The organism is Rhodococcus baikonurensis (genome assembly GCF_040489275.1).
GTDB lineage: Bacteria > Actinomycetota > Actinomycetes > Mycobacteriales > Mycobacteriaceae > Rhodococcus_F > Rhodococcus_F baikonurensis.
On sequence record NZ_JBEUOQ010000003.1, the window covers coordinates 300626 to 318949 of the forward strand.

The window sequence follows — 18324 nt, forward strand, 5'->3', positions numbered from 1 at the left end:
CTAAACCTGAAGCCGCCAGAGCGGGGACACCGGACCATGGCCCGCGCCGAGGTCGTACGACGCCTCGAGGCACTTGGTCACCCACTCCTTGCCGAACGCCACCGCGTCCGGAACGGAATAGCCATGTGCGAGAGCGCAAGTGATCGCAGCGGCCAGCGTGTCTCCGCCGCCGTGATCGTTGCCGGTGTCGATCCGGGCACTGCTGAATTCGAGGAAACGGTCGCCGTCGAACAGCAGGTCGGTCGACAGCTCCGAGGTACGAAGGTGACCGCCCTTGACGATGGACCATTCAGCGCCGAGCGCATGCAGCGCTTCTGCTGCTTGGCGGGCGCTCTTGTCGTCGACGACCTCGATGCCGGTGATCAACCGGACCTCGTCGAGGTTCGGAGTGACCACCGTGGCAGCCGGAATCAAGGTGTTACGGACCGCGTCGAGAGCTTCTTCGTGCAGCAGCGGATCACCGTGCATCGACGCGCATACCGGGTCGACCACGAGCGGGATCGGTCGGTCGCGGCCGATTCCCACCTCGGCGGCGACTGCGGCTACCGCTTCGATGATCGTCGTCGACGCCAGCATTCCTGTCTTCGCCGCACCGACGCCGATGTCCGAGACCACGACGCGCACCTGGTCGGCGACGATCTCCGGGGGAATCTCGTGGAATCCGCTGACTCCCACCGAATTCTGGACCGTCACAGCGGCGACGGCCACGCAGGCGTGCACTCCACACATCGCCATCGTGCGGGAATCGGCTTGAATACCGGCTCCACCGCCGGAATCGGTTCCGGCGATGGTCAATGCCCGAATCGGGGTCTGTCCGGCGGGGGTCAGGGGCAGCAGCTTCACGACGACGAGCCTACCGATCGGACCTGGGGAAACAGCATCTCGGCCCCGCCCCTCGCGCAAACGACCTCGCGAACTGCGATTGCGATCCGGTCGCTTCCGGTGCAAAAATTGGTCGAATCCGGGACAGCGTCGTCGGTAGCTGATTCTATGAGTGTCATGGATCACAGTTATGGAGAGCGTGCGAGCGCAGCTGTCGCCGATCGCGCAGGTGCACATCGTGCCGTGGAGGTCGCCGCAATGAACGACACCGAACACTCGAAGGCCGGAACCTCACCGGAAGTCACGCTCGTGGACAACCCGTCGCACGAACGATTCGAACTGCTCTCCGGGGACGAGTTGGTCGGCATCCTCGGATACCGCGACGAGGACGAGATCCTGGGCAGCGGAGCCGAAGCCGGCGACGTGGTCGCCTACATGCACACCGTCGTCAAGGAAGAGTACGGCGGGCAGGGACTGGCAGCCGTACTCGTACAGTTCGCGATGGACTGTGCTCGTGAACGTGAATGGTCGGTACGGCCCGTGTGCACCTACGTTCAGCGGTACCTCGGCGAGCATCCCGAGTACCTGGAATTGCTCGTCGAGGACTAGCCGCCGGCAACTACGAACAGACGATCAGGCTCCCAGATTCACGATCACCGGAGCGTGATCGCTGGCGCCCTTGCCTTTTCGCTCGTTTCGATCGATCTCGGCTGCTTCGACGCGGGCTGCGAATGCCGGTGAGCCGAGGATGAAGTCGATTCGCATGCCCTGCTTTTTCGGGAAGCGAAGCTGCGTGTAGTCCCAGTACGTGTACACGCCAGGGCCGGGGGTGTACGGGCGAACGACGTCCGCGAACCCGGACTCGGTGAACGCCGTGAACGCTGCTCGCTCCGGCTCGGACGTGTGGGTCTTGCCTTCGAAGAACGCGGGATCCCAGACGTCGTCGTCCGTGGGAGCGACGTTCCAGTCGCCGACCAGGGCGATCTGCGCATCGGGATCCTGCTTGAGCCAGCCCTCCGCGTCGTCGCGCAGCTTGGCCAGCCAATCCAACTTGTAAGCGTAATGCGGGTCTTCCAGCTCGCGGCCGTTAGGGACGTACAGGCTCCACACCCGCACACCGCCGCAGGTGGCACCGATCGCACGTGCCTCGCGGACCGGGTCGGCCTCGGGATCCTTGTCGAACCCGGGCTGATCCTCGAAGCCGATCTGTACGTCGTCCAGGCCGACGCGCGAAGCGATGGCGACACCGTTCCACTGGCTCAAACCGACGTGGGCGACCTCGTAGCCGATTTCCTTGAAGCGCTCGTACGGAAACTGCTCGTCCTTGCACTTGGTTTCCTGCATTGCCAGGACGTCGACGTCGGATCTACCGAGCCAGTCGATGATCCGGTCGGTACGGGCACGGACGGAGTTGACGTTCCAAGTAGCGATGCGCACGAGGGCAAGCCTAGCGTCAGCCGCCGACAGGATCGGTGGCGTATCGGTAGCGGTGGTGTTCGACGAATCCGAGCCGCTCGTAGAGCGCGATCGCCGCGGAGTTCTCGACCGAAACCTGGAGGTAGGCGTGCGTCGCACCGTTCCCGCGACCCCAGGAGAGCAGATCTCCGCAGATCAGCGACCCGATTCCGTGGCGTCGGTGTTCGGGGGCGACGTGAATGCCGGTGAGTCCGACCCAGCGCTTGTGGTCGGGCGCCTCGGTGAGTGCAGCGCGCCCGATGGCAAGCGTCGTATCGGTGTTTCCGATCGCGCCGAAAGTTGCACTGCCCACGACAGCAGTCAGGACCGCCTCGACGTGCGCCGGGGCGCCGTGGGCGTCGTACGTCGACAGCCAGTTGTGGTCGGGACGGTCGGCAAACGAGGTGACCGGAGGGCCGAGGGGCAGCGTGACATTGCCCAGATCGGCGGCCATCACGATGGTTTCCTTCTCACTGGTCCACCCGTCCGGAGAAGTGCCGAGGCGATCGGGGAGGAGCAGCAGGGTCGGCAGGCCGCGGTCACCGAACCACTGGCGTATCCGTTCGACAGTGCTCGCGTCGAAGCCGGCAACCGTCCCCGCACCACCGAGCGGCAAAGCCGAATTGGCGCGGCCGGTGAAACCGTGACCGGCGCGTAGCAACCAACCGTCGATCCACGCCTGTTCGACCCCCGGCCATGCCGCCGCGGCCGCCGTTTCGAGGTTTCGAATCTCACCGATGCGAATCGGGCGGGCCGAGAGAGTCTTGAGTGCGATCACCTGATCGGCGGAGACCTGGACCAGCCGACCGTCGCCGGCGCGGACGGCGATGGGATCGGCACCTTCGAGGATGCCGATGACGTCGGTCATGGGATGCGAATAGCCGGGTGGGAGCTTGTATCGCAAAACCACCCGGCTACCGATCGAAATGTTGCCGTTCAGAGCAAAATTCTCAGTCTTCGTAATCGTCGTCGTCGTGACCGAACGGATCGTCGACGGTGCCCGGCGTCCAGGTCAGACCGGGCTTGCCCCAACCGGAACGCTTGATGATCTTCTTGGCGGCGCGTGCATTACGGCCGATCAGCACGTCCGTGTACAGGAACCCGTCGAGATGGCCCGTCTCGTGCTGGAGCATCCGCGCGAAGAATCCGGTGCCCTCGACCTCGATCGGGTTGCCGTCGGCGTCGGTGCCGGTGACCTTCGCCCAATCGGCGCGGCCCGTCGGGAACTGCTCGCCGGGAACGGAAAGGCAACCCTCGAAGTCTTCGTCCGGGTCAGGCATCGTCTGCGGGATTTCGGAGGTCTCGAGTACCGGGTTCACCACGACGCCGCGTCGACGCTCGCTGGTGCGGTCGTCACCGGGGCAGTCGTAGACGAAGACTCGGAGGGGAACACCGACCTGATTTGCCGCCAGACCGACGCCGTTGGCAGCGTCCATCGTCTCGTACATGTCTGCGATCAGTTCGGCGATCTCGGCCGGGGACTGAGTGACCGGCTCTGTCGCCTTGTGCAGTACCGGGTCGCCGACGATTCGGATGGGGAGGATAGCCATGCGGACAAGGATAGTGCGGCGCGCCCGCGTAGTTATCACGGCCCGCACACTCGATCATGGTTCAATGGTTGCTGAAGAACAGCGATGTAATTCGTTGCTCGGTCGGAACGTGGGCCGCGGGGGAAATTGTGAGTTACCTTCGGGGTCAGGGGACCGGGTAGCTCACGGCCGCGAGAATATCGGTCGGAAAAGAACACCGGGCATACGAGTCTCGCTGACGCCGAGCACAGCAGTCGAGGAGTGACATGGACGGCGCAACCGCGCGTAGTCGGAACCAGTCCGAAGGCACTGGCGCCGACGATTCGGTAGTAGATACAGCTGGCATGCACGAGGTCGGCGAAGACGGCCTCACCCGCCGCGAACACGACATCCTCTCCTTCGAGCGCCAGTGGTGGAAGTACGCCGGCGCGAAGGAAGAAGCCATCAAGGAGTTGTTCGACATGTCGGCAACCCGCTACTACCAGGTTCTCAATGCGTTGGTCGATCGCCCCGAATCCTTGGCGGCTGATCCCATGCTGGTCAAGCGCCTGCGTCGTCTGCGTGCCAGCCGTCAGAAGGCCAGGGCCGCCCGTCGCCTCGGCTTCGAGGTCACCTGAATCACGCGTACAGATGAGCGGGCTGTCCACGCACTGGCGATAAGGTCGACATCGTGAGTACCCCGAAAGAGCAGCCGTCCGGACCTCCGCTTCGCGCAATCGCCATGGTGTTGATCGCTCTGGCGATCGTGTTCATCGGTCTCGGAGCAGCCTCTCTGGGTGGATCGAGCGACGGTGGATCGGGCGACGAGAACACCGCAGCAGAGCAGACCGAATCCTCGGCGCCTGCCACGACGAGCGCCCCCGCTCCGGCCCCTGCCACCTCCAAGCCGGCAGCGACGACCCAACCCGCTTCGGGCGAGACCACCACCACGGCGTCACGGCCCTCGGGAGCTGCGACGACCACGAGTTCCAGCTCTGCGAGCGGCACCGACACGTCGAATGTCAGCGTTCGAGTACTCAACAACAGCACCGTCTCCGGGCTGGCAGCAGGCACCGCCGAGGAATTGACGGCAGCAGGTTGGAACGTCGAGGAGACGGGTAACTACAGCGAGGGCACCGTCAGTACGACGACGGTGTACTACGGATCGTCCGCGGCGGAGAAGGCAGCGGCACAGAAGATCGCAGCTGAACTCGGAGTCACCGCAGAGCCACGATTCGCCGGCATTGCGAACGCGTCACCTGGCGTGATCGTGATCGTGACCTCCAACTGACCGGTCGTGAAGGTGGAACTGACCCGTCGGTTCCAGCTACTACACGCGCCGTTATGATCAGAAGCACTTTCTCGCCACCTCAAAGGAGCGGTTCGATGGCCCCCAGCAGCACCCGGCGTATGTCCTGGCGCGTCGTTGCCCCTGTAGTCGCGATTGCCGCTTTCGGCTTGACCGCTTGCAGTAACAGCGAAGAGCCCAGCAGCGTCCCCGGCACGACTCCTCCGGTGTGGACCGGTGCAGCCGATCCCAGCGCGCACGAAAGCGCGGGCGGCCACGGTTCGGAGACGGCTCACGCCGGCGCTTCTGCCGAGACGGTCACCGCGACGCTGAACGGCACCGACGGCGCCAAGGTCGGAACGGTCACGTTCGCTCAGGAAGGCAGCGACGTCAAGGTCACCCTCGACGCCAAGGGCCTGACCCCCGGATTCCACGGATTCCACGTGCACCAGGTCGCCAAGTGCGAGACCAATTCCGTAGCTCCCAGCGGCGGAGAGCCGGGTAACTTCCTCTCGGCAGGCGGACACTTCCAGGCTGAGGGCCACACGGGCCATCCGGCCAGCGGCGACCTCACTTCGGTTCAGGTCCTCGAAGACGGCACCGCCACGCTGGTCACCACGACCGATGCATTCACCGTCGACGAACTGGTCGCCAACGGTGGAACATCCGTCATGATCCATGCCGGCGCAGACAACTTCGGCAACATCCCGACGCGTTACGCGCCGGCACCGGATCAGCAGACCCTCGACACCGGTGACGCCGGCGGACGCGTCGCTTGCGGTGTCATCACCAAGAGCTGACAAACTCACCTGAGTTTTGCATCACTTCCGGCGACTACCACGCAGTAGCCAGCACGGTGTTTTCACCGACACTGTGATTGGATTCTCTGCGTGGTAGTTCCATTTCCAGGTTCGCCGCGCCCGACGCTGGGCGTGGAGTGGGAGATCGCGCTGGTCGATCGCAAGACCAGAGATCTCTCCAACACAGCAGCCGAGGTGTTTTCGGCGGTCGAAGAGCTTGCCGGCTCCGAAACCCCGCACATCACCAAGGAACTACTGCGAAATACCGTCGAACTCGTCACGGGTATTCACTCGACGGTCGGCGAGGCGATGAGTGATCTCGACAGATCACTGGATCTGCTTCGCCGCGCTGCGAATCCGCTCGGCGTCGACCTCATCAGCGCGGGCACGCATCCGTTCGCGCAATGGTCGACGCAGTTGGTGACCCGGACGCCCGACTACGACGAACTCATCGAACGCACGCAGTGGTGGGGTCGGCAGATGCTGATCTGGGGCGTGCACGTTCACGTGGGTGTCTCGTCCGCGGACCGCGTTTTCCCCATCATCAATGCACTGCTGCAGCGCTATCCGCACCTTCTGGCGCTGTCGGCGTCCTCGCCGATGTGGGCCGGAGTGGACACGGGCTATGCGTCCAATCGCGCGTTGATGTTCCAGCAGTTGCCCACCGCAGGTCTTCCGTACCAGTTCGAGAACTGGGCCGAGTACGAGTCGTTCATCGACGACCAGATGAAGACCGGTGTGATCACCAAGATCGGTGGCATGCACTGGGACATCCGCCCCGCACCGAAGTGGGGAACCATCGAGGTCCGGGTGTTCGACGGCGTCTCGACGCGCGCAGAACTGGGTGCACTGGTTGCGCTGGTCCACTGCCTCATCGTCGATCTGGATCGCCGATTGAGTGCCGGTGAGACTCTGCCGAACATGCAGCCGTGGCACGTCAAGGAAAACAAGTGGCGCGCAGCAAGATACGGACTGGACGCCGAGATCATCCTCGACTCCGACGCGAACGAGTGCCTCGTCACTGACGATCTGGATCGCCTGCTCGACGATTTGGCACCGATCGCGGTGTCGCTCGGCTGCGTGGACGAGTTGGCATCGGTGGCGGACATTCCCCGTCGTGGTGCGTCCTACCAGCGTCAACGCCGCGTTGCGGAAGCGACCGGTGGCGATCTTGTCGCGGTCGTCGACGCCTTGGTCGCTGAGCTGGGCACCTAGCAGGCTCACCGCGGGAAGGGCAGTTTCGCGGACTGAAAATCCGGGCATACCAACCGTTTGTCCAGTGGGTGTCCATATTCGGTTCACATGCCGTTTACTATTGTCCGGTGTTGATAGACAGTTGGTCCCAACGAGGGGACGCACCCGGACAATCTGATCGTTCGTGGTCGAGTTCTCATCGACTCCTTCTGATCGGCACAGCAGCATTGACCGCCCTGGTTCTGGGCGTGCAGGCGTTCGCGTCGTACAAGGGCTATCTCGGTCCGGTGGAAAGCCTCTTCGGTGACTACTTCCTCGTTCCCCGTTCGGCGACGATGCCCTGGGTCGGCCTCGCTCTCGCGCTGGTCGGGCTGAACAACAAAGAACGCATCTACGCGGTATCCGCGGCCGTCGTCATCGACGTGGTCGTCGGCGCGATCCGCTGGTTCTCGGGTGGACCGCTGACGATGGGCACCGGCGGCACCTGGGTTCTGACAGCCATCGCGGTGTACGCGGTGTGGAAGTTGTCCGGCGAGCGTCGACTCAGCGTTCTGCACGGCGTCGCTCTGGGCGCGTTGCTCATCATCGCGGCCAAGGTTGCCGAAACGTGGCTGGAGATCACCATTCTCGTCGGCACCGATGTCTGGGACGAGTACGTATTCCTCGCCGACCAGGCTCTCGGGAACCCGTCGTGGGTGATGGGTCAGATCGTCGACGCCATGGGCCCCGTCGGTGCCGCAGCGCTCGACTGGATCTACGTCGAACTACCCGTCGCAGTGATCGTGGTTGCTCTCTATCAAGTACGCAAGGGATGGCCGTCGCATCACCTGCTGCGAACGTTCCTGCTCATCGGGCTGATCGGCCCGATCTTCTACGTCCTGTTCCCGGTGGTCGGGCCGGTGTTCGCCTTCGGTCCGCGTGGTTTCGGATTCCAGATCGGTGACTACTGGCCGAATATCGTGCCCAACTTCGACTTCGCGTCGCCGTCGTCGCTGCCGTTCGACGACGCCGCACCGCGAAACTGCATGCCGAGCCTGCACACCGCGTGGGCGGTCGCGTTGTTCATCCACTCGCGCAGCGGACCGTGGTGGATTCGCAGCCTGGGATCGTTCTGGCTCGTCGCGACCCTGACGGCGACGCTCGGATTCGGCTTCCACTACGGCGTCGACCTCATTGCCGGTGCGGTCCTGTGCCTGACGCTCGATGCGGCGCTGCGGGATCCGGAGCGAGGTTGGGGTTGGTTCCGAGTGCGCCTGTTGATCGGCGGCTCGGCACTGCTCGCGGGATTGTTGCTTTCGTACCGATTCGCTGCAGTGCAGATGGCCGAGTACCCGGCGATCTTCGGGCCGCTGCTGATGGCTGTCCTGGTTCTCATGTCGGTGGCGTACTTCGCCACCTTCTTCGCCCGCCCCGGCACCGCTCTTGCAGTGTGGGGCGAGCGCGACGGTGAGTGGGATGCCGCTACAGGAGAGAGTCCGGGTCTTCCAGCTCGTTGATCTTCATGAGGTCGTCCTCTTCACGCTGTTCGCGGTAGGCGACGCGTCCGACGCTGTGCGCGATGACGGGCGCGGTCAGCAACGTGAAGATGCCGACCAGTACCAGCATCCAGATGTCGACGCTGCCACGAAGCAGGAACACCGCACCCATCAGAACCAGAACAAGTCCGACCACCTGAGGCTTGGTGGCCGCGTGCATACGACGCAGGGTGTCGGGGAAACGAACGATTCCCACTGCCGCTGTCAGCGCGAGCAGCGCACCCAGGAAGATGGAGACGGCCCCGATCGTGTCGAGGATGTTGCCGATCACTGGTCACTCACCCGGAAGCGCGCGACGGACACGGAACCGATGAAGCCGACCAGCGCCAGCGCCACGATGGCGGGAACGATGGTCGTGTCTTTGCTGTACGCAGCCCAGACCGCGAGCCCACACATCGAGACCGCGATGATCGTGTCCAGAGCGACGAGGCGGTCGAGTGAGCTCGGACCGTCGAGCAGTCGGAACGTGGTCAGTACTGCGGCGATCAGGAGAATCACTCCGGAAATGATCAAGATCGTGGTGATGAACCCGTTCATGGTTGGTCCTCCTGCCGGGGTGCATCGAATTCGTAGTCGCGCTGGTGCCAGGGGCTGGGCTGCCAGTCCGAATCACGTTCGAACGACGCGATGAACAACCGCTCGAGATCCTCCACCGAGCGGTAGAACGCACTGACGGCTTTCTGCGATCCGACGTCGAGCACATGGACGTAGACGATGCGTCGGTTCTGGTCGATCTCGAGAACCATGGTGCCCGGGATCAGGTTCAGAACGTCGATGCACAGCGTGAGAACCAGGTCCGACTTGATTCCGAGTTGGTACCGCAGAACTCCGGTGACCGGCGGCGGCGACGGACGGATCGCCAGCCAGGCGACCTGGATACTCGACACGATCGCGTAGTACACGATCATCCACAGCAGACGCAGAATCGACAGCAGATGCACCCGGCCCTCGACCGGTACGCGGGGGAGGGGAAGCAGGACCATGATGATCAGGCCGACGGCGAGTCCGCCGAAGATGTTGCCGAAGCTGATGTTGCCCCACAACAGGATCCACACGACCATCAGCCACAGCAGGATCCCGACGCGGAGTACCTGTTCGCGTTTCATCGCGGAGCCTCCTCGGTGTTCGGGACAACGGTGTTCGGGACATCGGTGTTCGGGACGGCTGCAGGGTCGTCTGCAGCGACGGGAGCTTCGTCCACCGGCACGGGTCGGTGGTTGCCGAGAACCGCGTCGATGTAGATGGACCGGTCCTGCAGATCCTTCGCCGCTCTGTCGCTGATGTCGATGATCCGGCCCGCGAACACCGTCAGCGCCAGGCCGACGATGACGAGACCGACCGTCGGGATCAGCATGAAGAGCGGAATCTTGCCGACGTCCTCGCGGTCGACGAACGCGATGTCCTCTTCGGATTCGTCGATCAACGCTGACGGGCTGACGTCGGCGAGGTCACCTTCGGGTGCGTCGGCGCGGGCTCGCCAGAATGCCTTGGTCCACACGCGGGCGACGGCGTAGAGCGTCAGCAAGCTGGTGATCGTGCCGCCGGCGACGAGGATCCAGGCCAACGCGCTGGCGTCGGACGCACCGGCTTGCAGGAGTGCGACCTTGCCGATGAAGCCCGAGAACGGCGGAATACCACCGAGGTTCAGGGCCGGGATCAGGAAGACGATCGCCAGGATCGGGCTGGCCGCAGCCAGACCGCCGAGACGGCGCAGCGACGACGACCCGGCTTGTCGTTCGATCAGACCCACGACGAGGAAGAGCGTCGTCTGCACGATGATGTGGTGGGCGACGTAGTAGATCGCGCCGGAGAGCCCGGACGTCGTGGACAGCGCGATACCGAAGATCATGTAACCGATATGGCTGACCAGTGTGAACGAGAGCAGACGCTTGATGTCGCTCTGCGCGATGGCACCCATGATGCCGACCACCATGGTGAGCAGGCCGCACACCATCAGTACATTGTCGAGTTCTCCCTGCGGGAACAGCAACGAGTGCGCGCGGATGATCGCGTACACACCGACCTTGGTGAGCAACCCCGCGAAGACGGCGGTGATCGGTGCGGGCGCGGTCGGATACGAGTCGGGTAGCCACGCCGAGAGCGGGAAGACCGCGGCCTTGATTCCGAACGCCACGAGCAGGACACCGAAGATGGCCGTTCGTGTGCCCGGCGGAATGTTGTCGAAGCGCAGGGCCATGTCGGCCATGTTGAGGGTGCCGGTCGCCGCATAGGCGAAGGCGATGCCCGCCAGGAAGATCAGCGAAGACACCATCGAGACCATCACGTACGAGATACCGGCCCGGACGCGGTCGGCGCTGGCACCGAGCGTCAGGAGCACGAAACTCGCGGCAAGCAGAACCTCGAACCCGACGTACAGGTTGAAGAGGTCACCGGCGAGGAACGCGTTGGAGATACCGGCAGTCAACGCCAGATAGGTCGGCAGGAAGATCGAGACCGGCTGGGCCTCGCTGCCGTCGCGAATACCCTGACCGATCGCGTAGATCATGACGGCGAGCAGCACCACCGACGAGACCACCAGCATCATCGCCGATAGACGGTCGACGACGAGTGTGATGCCGATGGGCGAATCCCAGCCGCCGACCTGAACAGCGGTCGTCCCGTCGCGGTCGGCGAGGTAGAGCAGCAGGCCGGACACAGCGACGACGCCGACCAGCGCGATCAGGGTGATCACACGCTGGAAGCGAGGCCGCCGACCGACGACCAGCGTCGCGGCTGCGGCCAGCATCGGGATCAGGACGGGTAGGGGCGCAAGGGCTCCCATCAGGTTGTCCGAGATGGTCATGCGCCTCCACCTCCCTCGATCTCGGTTTGGCGAGCGTCTTTACGCCGCTTCTCGGTTTCCTTCTTACGAGCCAGGTCGGTGGCCCAGTCGGGTACCGGTTCGTCCTCGAAGTCGCCGTCGTGGAGGTCGTCGTAGCATTCGATGTCCTCGAGGTTGACCAGTTGTTCGAGGGGAATAGGGTTTCCGTCCTTGTCGAATGCGTCGCCGCCGATGCTCGGGGCACCGGTGACCGGGTCGTCGGAGCGGTCGTGGTCGGGAGCGTCGGCCGGCAGGCGACGTTTGAGAACCTTGGTGTCCTCGGGATCGTCCTCGACGGCGTCGGCGGTGTTGATCTTGTAAGACCGGTACGCCAGTGCCAGAACGAAGCCGGCGATTCCCATCGTGATCACGATCGCCGTCAGGATCATGCCCTGGGCGAGCGGATCCGCTATCTCCTCGTGGACCGAATCTCGGCCGACGATGGGCGGATTCCCGTCCGATCCACCGACGGTCAGGATCAAGAGGTTGATGGCGTTGCCGAACAGGAGCAGACCCAGGAGCATCCGGGTGATGCTTCGTTCGATCAGCAGGTAGACACCGGCCGACGTGAGGACGCCGATCAGGATCAGCATTCCGATGTTTGCGCTCATGGTGCTTTCACCTCGATTTCTGCGTCGAGGCGGGCGCCGAGACTTCGGAGTACGTCCAGGACCAGGCCGACCACGATGAGGTAGACGCCCAGGTCGAAGAACAGTGCGGTGACCAGTTTGACGTGGCCGATCAGTGGGAGCGTGAATTCGAAGACGGCCGACGAGAGTGCCGGAGCTCCGAAGAACAGCGACACCAGGGCGGTACCTGCGGAGAGCGCCAGGCCGAGGCCGAGGATCTTGCCCGCGTCGATGGGTACTGCTTCACCGAGTTCGTAGCGGCCACCGGCGAGGTAACGCAGCACGAGGGCGAGGCCCGCCGTCAGGCCTCCGGCGAAACCTCCGCCGGGAGCGTTGTGACCGGAGAAGAAGAAGTAGATCGACAACACCATGATGGCCGGGAAGATCAACCTCGTGGTGACCTCGAGAACCAGTGAACGGTGCCGCGGATCGATCAGGTCTCCGCCGCGCAGCCACGTCGTATCGGAGTTGGCGGCAGCTTTGTCCACGATGACGGAGGGAGCGTCGGCGACGCGCGGCGCGATACCGAAGCGGCGGTTGCGGAACACGAGGCTGGCGACGCCGGTCGCTGCGACCAGCAGCACGGAGATCTCACCGAGCGTGTCCCATGCGCGGATGTCGACGAGTAGGACGTTGACGACGTTCTTGCCGTTGCCCAGGTCGTAGGCCGCGTCGGGAAGCAGCTCGTAGATCGGACGAGTGTTCCGGGCGTTGGTGGCGAATGCCGCGATGGTGGTGACGGTGATTCCGACGGCGACGGCGAGTGCGGCACGCGGCCACTTGAAGCCGATCGCCTTGCTTTCGTCGACTTCGGCGGGGAACTTCCGAAGTACGAGTACGAAGATCACCAGCGTCAGTGTTTCGACGAGGAACTGGGTCAGAGCCAGGTCGGGAGCACCGTGCAGCGCGAACAACACACCGCAGCCGTAGCCGGTGAGTCCGACGAGGATGACGCTCGCGAGTCGGTTGCGCATCAGCGTTGCAGCGATGGCGGCCGAGATCATCATCAGCGCGATCGTGAACTGGATCGGCGAATCCCACATCCGTAGGTCGACGCCGGCGTCCTTGGTGTCGATGATCAGCAGGAACAGCGGCACGACGACCAGCGTCGCGAGAATCGTCGACTGCGTGCGGGGGAGCGAACCACGCTGAGTGGCGCCGGTCAGGCGCATCGAGATGGTGTCCATGCCGCGCAGGGTCGCGTCGTAGATACGGTCGGCGTTGCCCAGCGGCGGGTGCTCGAAGTGCAGTCGGCTGATCTGACGCTGTGCGATGTAGAGCGCGACACCGCCGGCGATGACGATGCACGTGAGCAGCAGCGGAGTGTTGAATCCGTGCCACAGTGCGAGGTGGTAATCGGCGTGCGGGCCAGGGGCCAGCGTGGTGGAGTACGGCGTCAGCAGCTTCTCGAGTTGCGGCGAGAGAATGCCGGCGGCCAGACCGAGAACGGCGAGCAAGCCGGGCGCGAACAGGAACAGCCAGCCCGGCTTGTGCATCTTGCTGACGGCCGGGCTGGGCTTGCTCAGGGTCTTGCGTCCGAAGGCGCCCCAGATGAACCGGACGCTGTAGCCGACGGTCAGGATCGAGCCCAACACGATCACCGTGACGACGGCGATAGACGACCAGTGCCCGAGCGCGTTCGTTTCGAGAACCGATTCGAGTGCGGCTTCCTTGCCGACGAATCCGAGTAGCGGTGGCAGACCGGCCATGCTGGCGGCAGCGAGGCTCGCGATGATCGCCAGAGCGGGTGCCGCCTTACCCAGGTGAGCAAGTTTGCGGAGGTCACGGGTTCCGGTGGTGTGATCGATGATGCCCACCACCATGAAGAGTGCGGCCTTGAACATCGCGTGCGCCACGACCATCGTCATACCGGCCAGGGCGGCGTCACGCGTACCGATGCCGACCAGGACCATCATGAAGCCGAGTTGGCTGACGGTTCCGAAGGCGAGGACGAGTTTGAGGTCGTATGCGCGCATGGCTCGCCAACCGGCGAGGATCATCGACAGCAGACCCAAACTGATGATGGTGATGCGCCACGGCGGCGAATCGGCGTACCCGGGAGCCAGGCGCGCGACGAGGTAGATACCGGCCTTGACCATCGCGGCAGCGTGTAGATAGCCGCTGACGGGGGTAGGCGCGGCCATCGCACCGGGCAGCCAGAAGTGCAGGGGCACGATCGCCGATTTGGAGAGCGCGCCGATCAGGATCAAGACGATCGCGACGGACGGGAGCCACCCCGTCGGCGGGTTCGCGACCAGTTCGGAGAGGTTGTAGCTACCGCCGACCTGGCCGAGGATGATCATGCCGACCAACATCGCGAGACCACCGGCGGTGGTCACGAGCAGTGCCTGGGTCGCGGCGCGGCGACTGGTGGCGCGTTCGGCGTAGTGACCGACCAGCAGGAACGACAGGACCGTCGTCAGTTCCCAGAACACGTAGAGAAGCAGCATGTTGTCGCTGGTCACGAGCCCGAACATGGCGCCGGCAAAGGCGACCATCTCGGCGGCGAAGATTCCGAGTCGAGGTTCGTCGTCGTTGAAGTAGCGGGCGCAGTAGATCAGGATCAGCGTGCCGACACCCAGGACGAGCACGGCCATGATGGCCGAGAGCGCGTCGAATCTGAAGTCGATGTCCATCGACAGGCCGGGAACCCAGGTGATGTGCAGCGACTCGACGGTGCCCCATTTGTCGATGACCCAGCCGAGGCCGGCGAGGGGGACTATCGCGAGGGGGAAGAAGCCGTTTCGCCCTAACCTGCGCACCACAAGCGGAGCCAAGAGGGCGGCAACGGCATGGGCAAGCAAGATAGCGAGCAAAAGGCACTCCGTCGTGTTGTCAGCGGGCGGCGGGGTGTCCGAACAAAATCGAACCTATCGGAATAACGAGACAATTCACCTAGTCGGAGAGGTTGTCTTTGCGTACATATTACCGGGCGTGGCAGTTTCGATGTGCAGCGAGTCGATTCGGACATCATCGGCGCCCGCTGATACACGTAGGTTGGACGACGTGAATTCGTCTACTCCCACCACGATCATCCGTACCGCTGCCCTTGCGCACATTCGCGATCGCAAGCTGATCCAGACCCGCTCCGTGGGCAAGACCGCGTTCTACATGGCCGGCGGGAAGATCGACCCGGGCGAGACGCCCGAGCAGGCGCTGCACCGAGAAATCAGGGAGGAACTCGACGTCGATCTGGTCGACGGAACGGTCACGTTCCTCGACGTCTTCGAGGCTCACGCTTTCGGTCATTCCGCGGACACCGGCCTGCACATGAGCTGCTATCTGGCGGAGATGGCCGGAGACCCACACCCGACAAGTGAGATCGCCGAGTTCCGCTACTTCACGCTCTCCGAATACGCGGCGATGGACGAGGTGGCGCCGGGATCGCTCAAAGTGTTCCATCGTCTGGCGTCGATGGATCTGATCGACTGATCGGCGAAGGAACGGACCGACTGATCCGGCCCAGGCGCAGACTCGTGTAGGCGCAGACGGCCACGATGATCAGCGCCACGGCGTCGAGTATCAGGATGTCGGTCGAGATTTCGAACGGACCGACCGTCGTGATGCCGTTGAAAGGCTTGTTCTCGTCCAGCGGGGTGTACGCCGTCCATCCGTAGTCGAACTGCGGGTAGACGAGCAGTGCCAGCGCCGTCGGGCCGAAGATGACACCCAGTCCGACAAGGGCTCGCGACGCTCCGGTCCGCGGTGGCTCTCGGTACATCGCGCTGGCGATCGCATACGTGACTACCGCTGCAGTGAAGGCGACAAGAAGATCGCTGATCGTGAGAACGTCACCGATCTTCGGCGACGGCGACGTGGCGTAGCTGACGATCCCGGCGACCGTCACCGTCAGGAGCAATCCGTAGCCGACGACCCGCGAGGGAGCGATCGCGCCGATTGCTGCCGCGGCGACGATGACGACTCCGATCACGACGGCGGTGGAGGCGGGGGTCTTCGACCACTCCATCGCCTCGGTTGCGGGACGGTTCGCCGACACCGCCGCCAGAGTTGCGACGGCTGCGGTACACATCAGCAGGATTCGACTGCCGTCGCCCAACACCCGCGCGCAGATCACCGTGATCACCAGCGCGACGAGCAGGAGGGGTACCGCTGCTGAGACTGTGGTGATCTCGAACCACCAATTCGCCGCGACGCCGAAGAGCGTGAGCACCGCCGCGATCGTCACGGGCCGAACGGCCATCCGTTCCTTGGGGTGGTCCTTGTCGAAGTCGTGGAACCAGAACGCGGCGACGCAGGCGGCTGCCAATGCAAGCGCGAGCAGTGTCGCTCCCACCACGGGTGGTTGAAACTGGTTTGTGTTGTCGGCGATGTAGTCCGCGTATCGCCGAGGAATTGCGTCCTCGTCGAGCAAGGAATCCGAGACATGCACGGCGACAATCGTTCCCGCGACCGAAGCGGCTCGGACCCGCGGAGCGGCGGCAACCGTGACCGCGCCGACGGCGACTCCCGCACCGACGGGCGAGAGTGCCTCGAAGTTGTGATCGTAGAGCCCGGGCAGTTCGAGGAGGAGCCCACCGACGACCGTCATGGCCGCGGTCCGCAACCGGCAGCGGGCCATCATCGCGGCTGTCCCGACCGCGACCACAGCCAGAACGCCGGCGCCGATGGTCGAGATCGACCAGAAGCGATCGCCCGTCGAAATCGACGTCGACTGGCTGTTCACGAACGGTGCCAAAGCGACGACGGTGACGACGAATGCCGTCACACCACTCAGAGCGACGAGCAGCGTCCTGCGGGCGATGGGCACTGCTCCAAAATAGTCAATCCGGTACCAGTTGCACCGCAATAGCAGGTCTCAGTCCGGTGACGGTGTGTCAGTCGACTGGCTCCGGTTCGATCCGAGATTCCGCAGTATCGACAGGAGGGTGGGATCGTCGGAGGATCGCCGCGCCGCAGAAGCCGATGATCAGGGTGAACAGAACCGCCGCGCCAACGGTCTGAGCGGTGACGTAGTCGACGGTGATGCCGACGCCGCGTCCGAATAGTCCTCCGTCAGCGCTGACGTGTGCGGGGATGGGAAATTCCATGAATCGCTGAATCTCTGCCGCTGTAAATTCTGGAGGTGCGGTGAGTTGATCGGTGAGGATGGCGATCGACGAGAAGGTCATCGCGGCAAAGGGAATCGCGAGTCCGAGCGTGGCGTCGACCAGGCTGCCGGGAGCCAGGGAACCGAACAGCAATCCGGCAGCGAGGCCCAGTGCGGCGATCTTCAGTGCGATTGACCATGTTCCGTGCGCGGAATCGAAGGGCAGTAGTTCCGACAGCGGAACCGCAACCAGGACGACGATGGCCACGAGTCGAGGAACTCGCTTGTGCAGTCGCAATCCGACGGCGACCGGCAGGGCCGCGAAAAGCACCATCACCCAGGGGGACTTCAGCTGACCCCAGTGACCGGATCCCTTCGCGATGTCGACGAACAACGGAGCGGACGCAGCGGCCAGTGCGGTTGCCGCCCAGAGGAACTTGCCACCAGCACCGGAGGTGTCGCCGAGACGGTACGCAGCGATCCACGTCAACGCGAGCGCAGCGCCTGCCGCCAAAACCATGACGAACCAGGCGGTTGCCTCGGATGCGTACTGCTGGCGGTCGACCACGGCGCCGATCACGCGATGCCCGATTGCCAGAGCTGCGATCACCACCAATGCGATGCGAATTTCGCCCGTGTCGGGTTTCCGGATCCGGAAGCCGGCCTGTGCGGTGACTGCGCAGGCGACCGCTGCTGCGGCTGCGGCACCGATCAGCCACCACGACGGCTCACCCACCGAAGACGTACTCATCCGGCCTGTTCCACCGGCGAAGGTGCGAACCGCCAGGAAGGTGGCAAGCACACCGAGGAGTACGGCGTTCTTCGTGGCAGTGCGATCCCAACTGACGGCAACTGCGCAACCCAGAATCGCGCCGGCTGCAACACTTTTGACGATGATCAAGGCAATCAGCAGGTCCAGCGACGCGACCTCGGGTACGACTGCCCGAACGATCGCGATGACGGCGACGCCGACGGCGATCGCGATCCAGGCTGCCCGACGGGAACCGCGACGCTGAGAGAGGGCGCACGCGAGCACGGCAACCACGGCGCCGAGTCCGACGGCAGTCGGTCCACTGCTGATCCAACGATCCACTTCCGACGGGGAGGCCACGATGGCCCAGTCGCGAAGAACGGGATTGGTCAGGGCCAGCGCCGCGAGTATCCCGGACAGGAGTGCGGCGACGGTGGTGAGGATCGCTCGAAGATCGAGTGGCATCGGGCCAAC

The 18324-nt window shown here is 64.1% G+C and carries 19 protein-coding genes; 7 read left to right on the forward strand and 12 right to left on the reverse strand.

Annotated elements, in window-relative coordinates:
* Positions 1 to 843 (reverse strand): bifunctional hydroxymethylpyrimidine kinase/phosphomethylpyrimidine kinase, encoded by an 843-nt coding sequence (thiD, locus tag ABWI03_RS09045; RefSeq protein WP_095970463.1) that lies wholly within the window; start codon positions 841 to 843, stop codon positions 1 to 3.
* A 156-nt stretch (positions 844 to 999) separates the two neighbouring features.
* Here thiD and ABWI03_RS09050 point away from each other — a divergent pair, with 156 nt between their 5' ends.
* Complete coding sequence (locus ABWI03_RS09050) at positions 1000 to 1431, forward strand: GNAT family N-acetyltransferase (RefSeq protein ID WP_234036814.1); 432 nt, start codon at positions 1000 to 1002, stop codon at positions 1429 to 1431.
* Positions 1432 to 1455: 24 nt separating this feature from the next.
* On the opposite strand, the gene ABWI03_RS09055 is transcribed toward ABWI03_RS09050, so the two are convergent.
* From ABWI03_RS09055 to ABWI03_RS09065, 3 genes are read right to left on the reverse strand one after another with little or no spacing between them, the layout of a single operon-like run.
* Positions 1456 to 2259, reverse strand: a complete 804-nt coding sequence (locus ABWI03_RS09055) for an exodeoxyribonuclease III (RefSeq protein ID WP_095970462.1) — start codon at positions 2257 to 2259, stop codon at positions 1456 to 1458.
* A gap of 16 nt (positions 2260 to 2275) precedes the next feature.
* Positions 2276 to 3217, reverse strand: coding sequence for an N-acetylglutamate synthase, CG3035 family (locus ABWI03_RS09060; protein WP_435054175.1), 942 nt, complete (start codon positions 3215 to 3217; stop codon positions 2276 to 2278).
* 10 nt (positions 3218 to 3227) lie between these two features.
* Positions 3228 to 3827, reverse strand: coding sequence for a peptide deformylase (locus ABWI03_RS09065; protein ID WP_050655096.1), 600 nt, complete (start codon positions 3825 to 3827; stop codon positions 3228 to 3230).
* Positions 3828 to 4072: 245 nt separating this feature from the next.
* Here ABWI03_RS09065 and napA point away from each other — a divergent pair, with 245 nt between their 5' ends.
* The 5 genes from napA (at position 4073) to ABWI03_RS09090 (ending at position 8563) form a co-directional block, all read left to right on the forward strand.
* Positions 4073 to 4423 carry a nucleoid-associated protein NapA gene (gene napA / locus ABWI03_RS09070; protein WP_007730120.1) on the forward strand — a complete coding sequence of 117 codons (351 nt, stop codon included), beginning with the start codon at positions 4073 to 4075 and terminating at the stop codon, positions 4421 to 4423.
* Between the two features lie 53 nt (positions 4424 to 4476).
* Positions 4477 to 5076 carry a LytR C-terminal domain-containing protein gene (locus ABWI03_RS09075; RefSeq protein ID WP_095970460.1) on the forward strand — a complete coding sequence of 200 codons (600 nt, stop codon included), beginning with the start codon at positions 4477 to 4479 and terminating at the stop codon, positions 5074 to 5076.
* Between the two features lie 95 nt (positions 5077 to 5171).
* Entirely contained in the window at positions 5172 to 5873 is a 702-nt protein-coding gene (gene sodC / locus ABWI03_RS09080) for a superoxide dismutase[Cu-Zn] (RefSeq protein WP_007730117.1), read from the forward strand.
* Between the two features lie 90 nt (positions 5874 to 5963).
* A complete protein-coding gene (locus ABWI03_RS09085; protein WP_095970459.1) occupies positions 5964 to 7088 on the forward strand; it encodes a glutamate--cysteine ligase in 1125 nt (374 codons plus the stop codon).
* A gap of 107 nt (positions 7089 to 7195) precedes the next feature.
* Positions 7196 to 8563, forward strand: a complete 1368-nt coding sequence (locus ABWI03_RS09090; protein WP_095970458.1) for a phosphatase PAP2 family protein — start codon at positions 7196 to 7198, stop codon at positions 8561 to 8563.
* On the opposite strand, the gene mnhG is transcribed toward ABWI03_RS09090, so the two are convergent.
* The 6 genes from mnhG to ABWI03_RS09120 are packed head-to-tail and all read right to left on the reverse strand — an operon-like array spanning position 8529 to position 14868.
* Positions 8529 to 8873: a monovalent cation/H(+) antiporter subunit G gene (gene mnhG, locus ABWI03_RS09095; protein WP_372581417.1), complete on the reverse strand. Its 345-nt coding sequence runs from the start codon at positions 8871 to 8873 to the stop codon at positions 8529 to 8531. The genes ABWI03_RS09090 and mnhG overlap by 35 nt on opposite strands.
* The gene (locus tag ABWI03_RS09100; RefSeq protein ID WP_003945061.1) at positions 8870 to 9139 is read right to left on the reverse strand and encodes a monovalent cation/H+ antiporter complex subunit F; all 270 of its coding nucleotides are present in this window, start codon (positions 9137 to 9139) and stop codon (positions 8870 to 8872) included. Before ABWI03_RS09100 ends, mnhG begins: the two co-directional genes overlap by 4 nt.
* Complete coding sequence (locus ABWI03_RS09105) at positions 9136 to 9708, reverse strand: Na+/H+ antiporter subunit E (RefSeq protein ID WP_095970457.1); 573 nt, start codon at positions 9706 to 9708, stop codon at positions 9136 to 9138. The genes ABWI03_RS09100 and ABWI03_RS09105 overlap by 4 nt, the downstream gene beginning before the upstream one ends.
* Positions 9705 to 11405, reverse strand: coding sequence for a Na+/H+ antiporter subunit D (locus tag ABWI03_RS09110; protein WP_298773957.1), 1701 nt, complete (start codon positions 11403 to 11405; stop codon positions 9705 to 9707). Before ABWI03_RS09110 ends, ABWI03_RS09105 begins: the two co-directional genes overlap by 4 nt.
* Positions 11402 to 12034, reverse strand: coding sequence for a Na(+)/H(+) antiporter subunit C (locus ABWI03_RS09115; protein ID WP_095970455.1), 633 nt, complete (start codon positions 12032 to 12034; stop codon positions 11402 to 11404). The genes ABWI03_RS09110 and ABWI03_RS09115 overlap by 4 nt, the downstream gene beginning before the upstream one ends.
* Positions 12031 to 14868: a Na+/H+ antiporter subunit A gene (locus tag ABWI03_RS09120; protein ID WP_124567869.1), complete on the reverse strand. Its 2838-nt coding sequence runs from the start codon at positions 14866 to 14868 to the stop codon at positions 12031 to 12033. The genes ABWI03_RS09115 and ABWI03_RS09120 overlap by 4 nt, the downstream gene beginning before the upstream one ends.
* Before the next feature lie 190 nt (positions 14869 to 15058).
* Here ABWI03_RS09120 and ABWI03_RS09125 point away from each other — a divergent pair, with 190 nt between their 5' ends.
* Positions 15059 to 15484, forward strand: coding sequence for an NUDIX hydrolase (locus ABWI03_RS09125; RefSeq protein ID WP_095970494.1), 426 nt, complete (start codon positions 15059 to 15061; stop codon positions 15482 to 15484).
* On the opposite strand, the gene ABWI03_RS09130 is transcribed toward ABWI03_RS09125, so the two are convergent.
* Together ABWI03_RS09130 and ABWI03_RS09135 are read right to left on the reverse strand one after the other, a co-directional pair.
* Complete coding sequence (locus ABWI03_RS09130; protein ID WP_253252868.1) at positions 15441 to 16820, reverse strand: hypothetical protein; 1380 nt, start codon at positions 16818 to 16820, stop codon at positions 15441 to 15443. The two genes, ABWI03_RS09125 and ABWI03_RS09130, sit on opposite strands and share 44 nt — an antisense overlap.
* 67 nt (positions 16821 to 16887) lie before the next feature.
* Positions 16888 to 18315: a hypothetical protein gene (locus tag ABWI03_RS09135; protein WP_298773963.1), complete on the reverse strand. Its 1428-nt coding sequence runs from the start codon at positions 18313 to 18315 to the stop codon at positions 16888 to 16890.
* Positions 18316 to 18324 lie beyond the last annotated feature (9 nt).

What these genes read in the sequence shown, in the direction of transcription:
- ABWI03_RS09135 (WP_298773963.1), bottom strand. Translation starts at nt 18,315, where the DNA reads ATGCCACTCGATCTTCGAGCGATCCTCACCACCGTCGCCGCACTCCTG.
- ABWI03_RS09050 (WP_234036814.1), top strand. Translation starts at nt 1,000, where the DNA reads ATGGATCACAGTTATGGAGAGCGTGCGAGCGCAGCTGTCGCCGATCGC.
- ABWI03_RS09110 (WP_298773957.1), bottom strand. Translation starts at nt 11,405, where the DNA reads ATGACCATCTCGGACAACCTGATGGGAGCCCTTGCGCCCCTACCCGTC.
- ABWI03_RS09105 (WP_095970457.1), bottom strand. Translation starts at nt 9,708, where the DNA reads ATGAAACGCGAACAGGTACTCCGCGTCGGGATCCTGCTGTGGCTGATG.
- ABWI03_RS09115 (WP_095970455.1), bottom strand. Translation starts at nt 12,034, where the DNA reads ATGAGCGCAAACATCGGAATGCTGATCCTGATCGGCGTCCTCACGTCG.
- ABWI03_RS09100 (WP_003945061.1), bottom strand. Translation starts at nt 9,139, where the DNA reads ATGAACGGGTTCATCACCACGATCTTGATCATTTCCGGAGTGATTCTC.
- ABWI03_RS09065 (WP_050655096.1), bottom strand. Translation starts at nt 3,827, where the DNA reads ATGGCTATCCTCCCCATCCGAATCGTCGGCGACCCGGTACTGCACAAG.
- sodC (WP_007730117.1), top strand. Translation starts at nt 5,172, where the DNA reads ATGGCCCCCAGCAGCACCCGGCGTATGTCCTGGCGCGTCGTTGCCCCT.
- napA (WP_007730120.1), top strand. Translation starts at nt 4,073, where the DNA reads ATGGACGGCGCAACCGCGCGTAGTCGGAACCAGTCCGAAGGCACTGGC.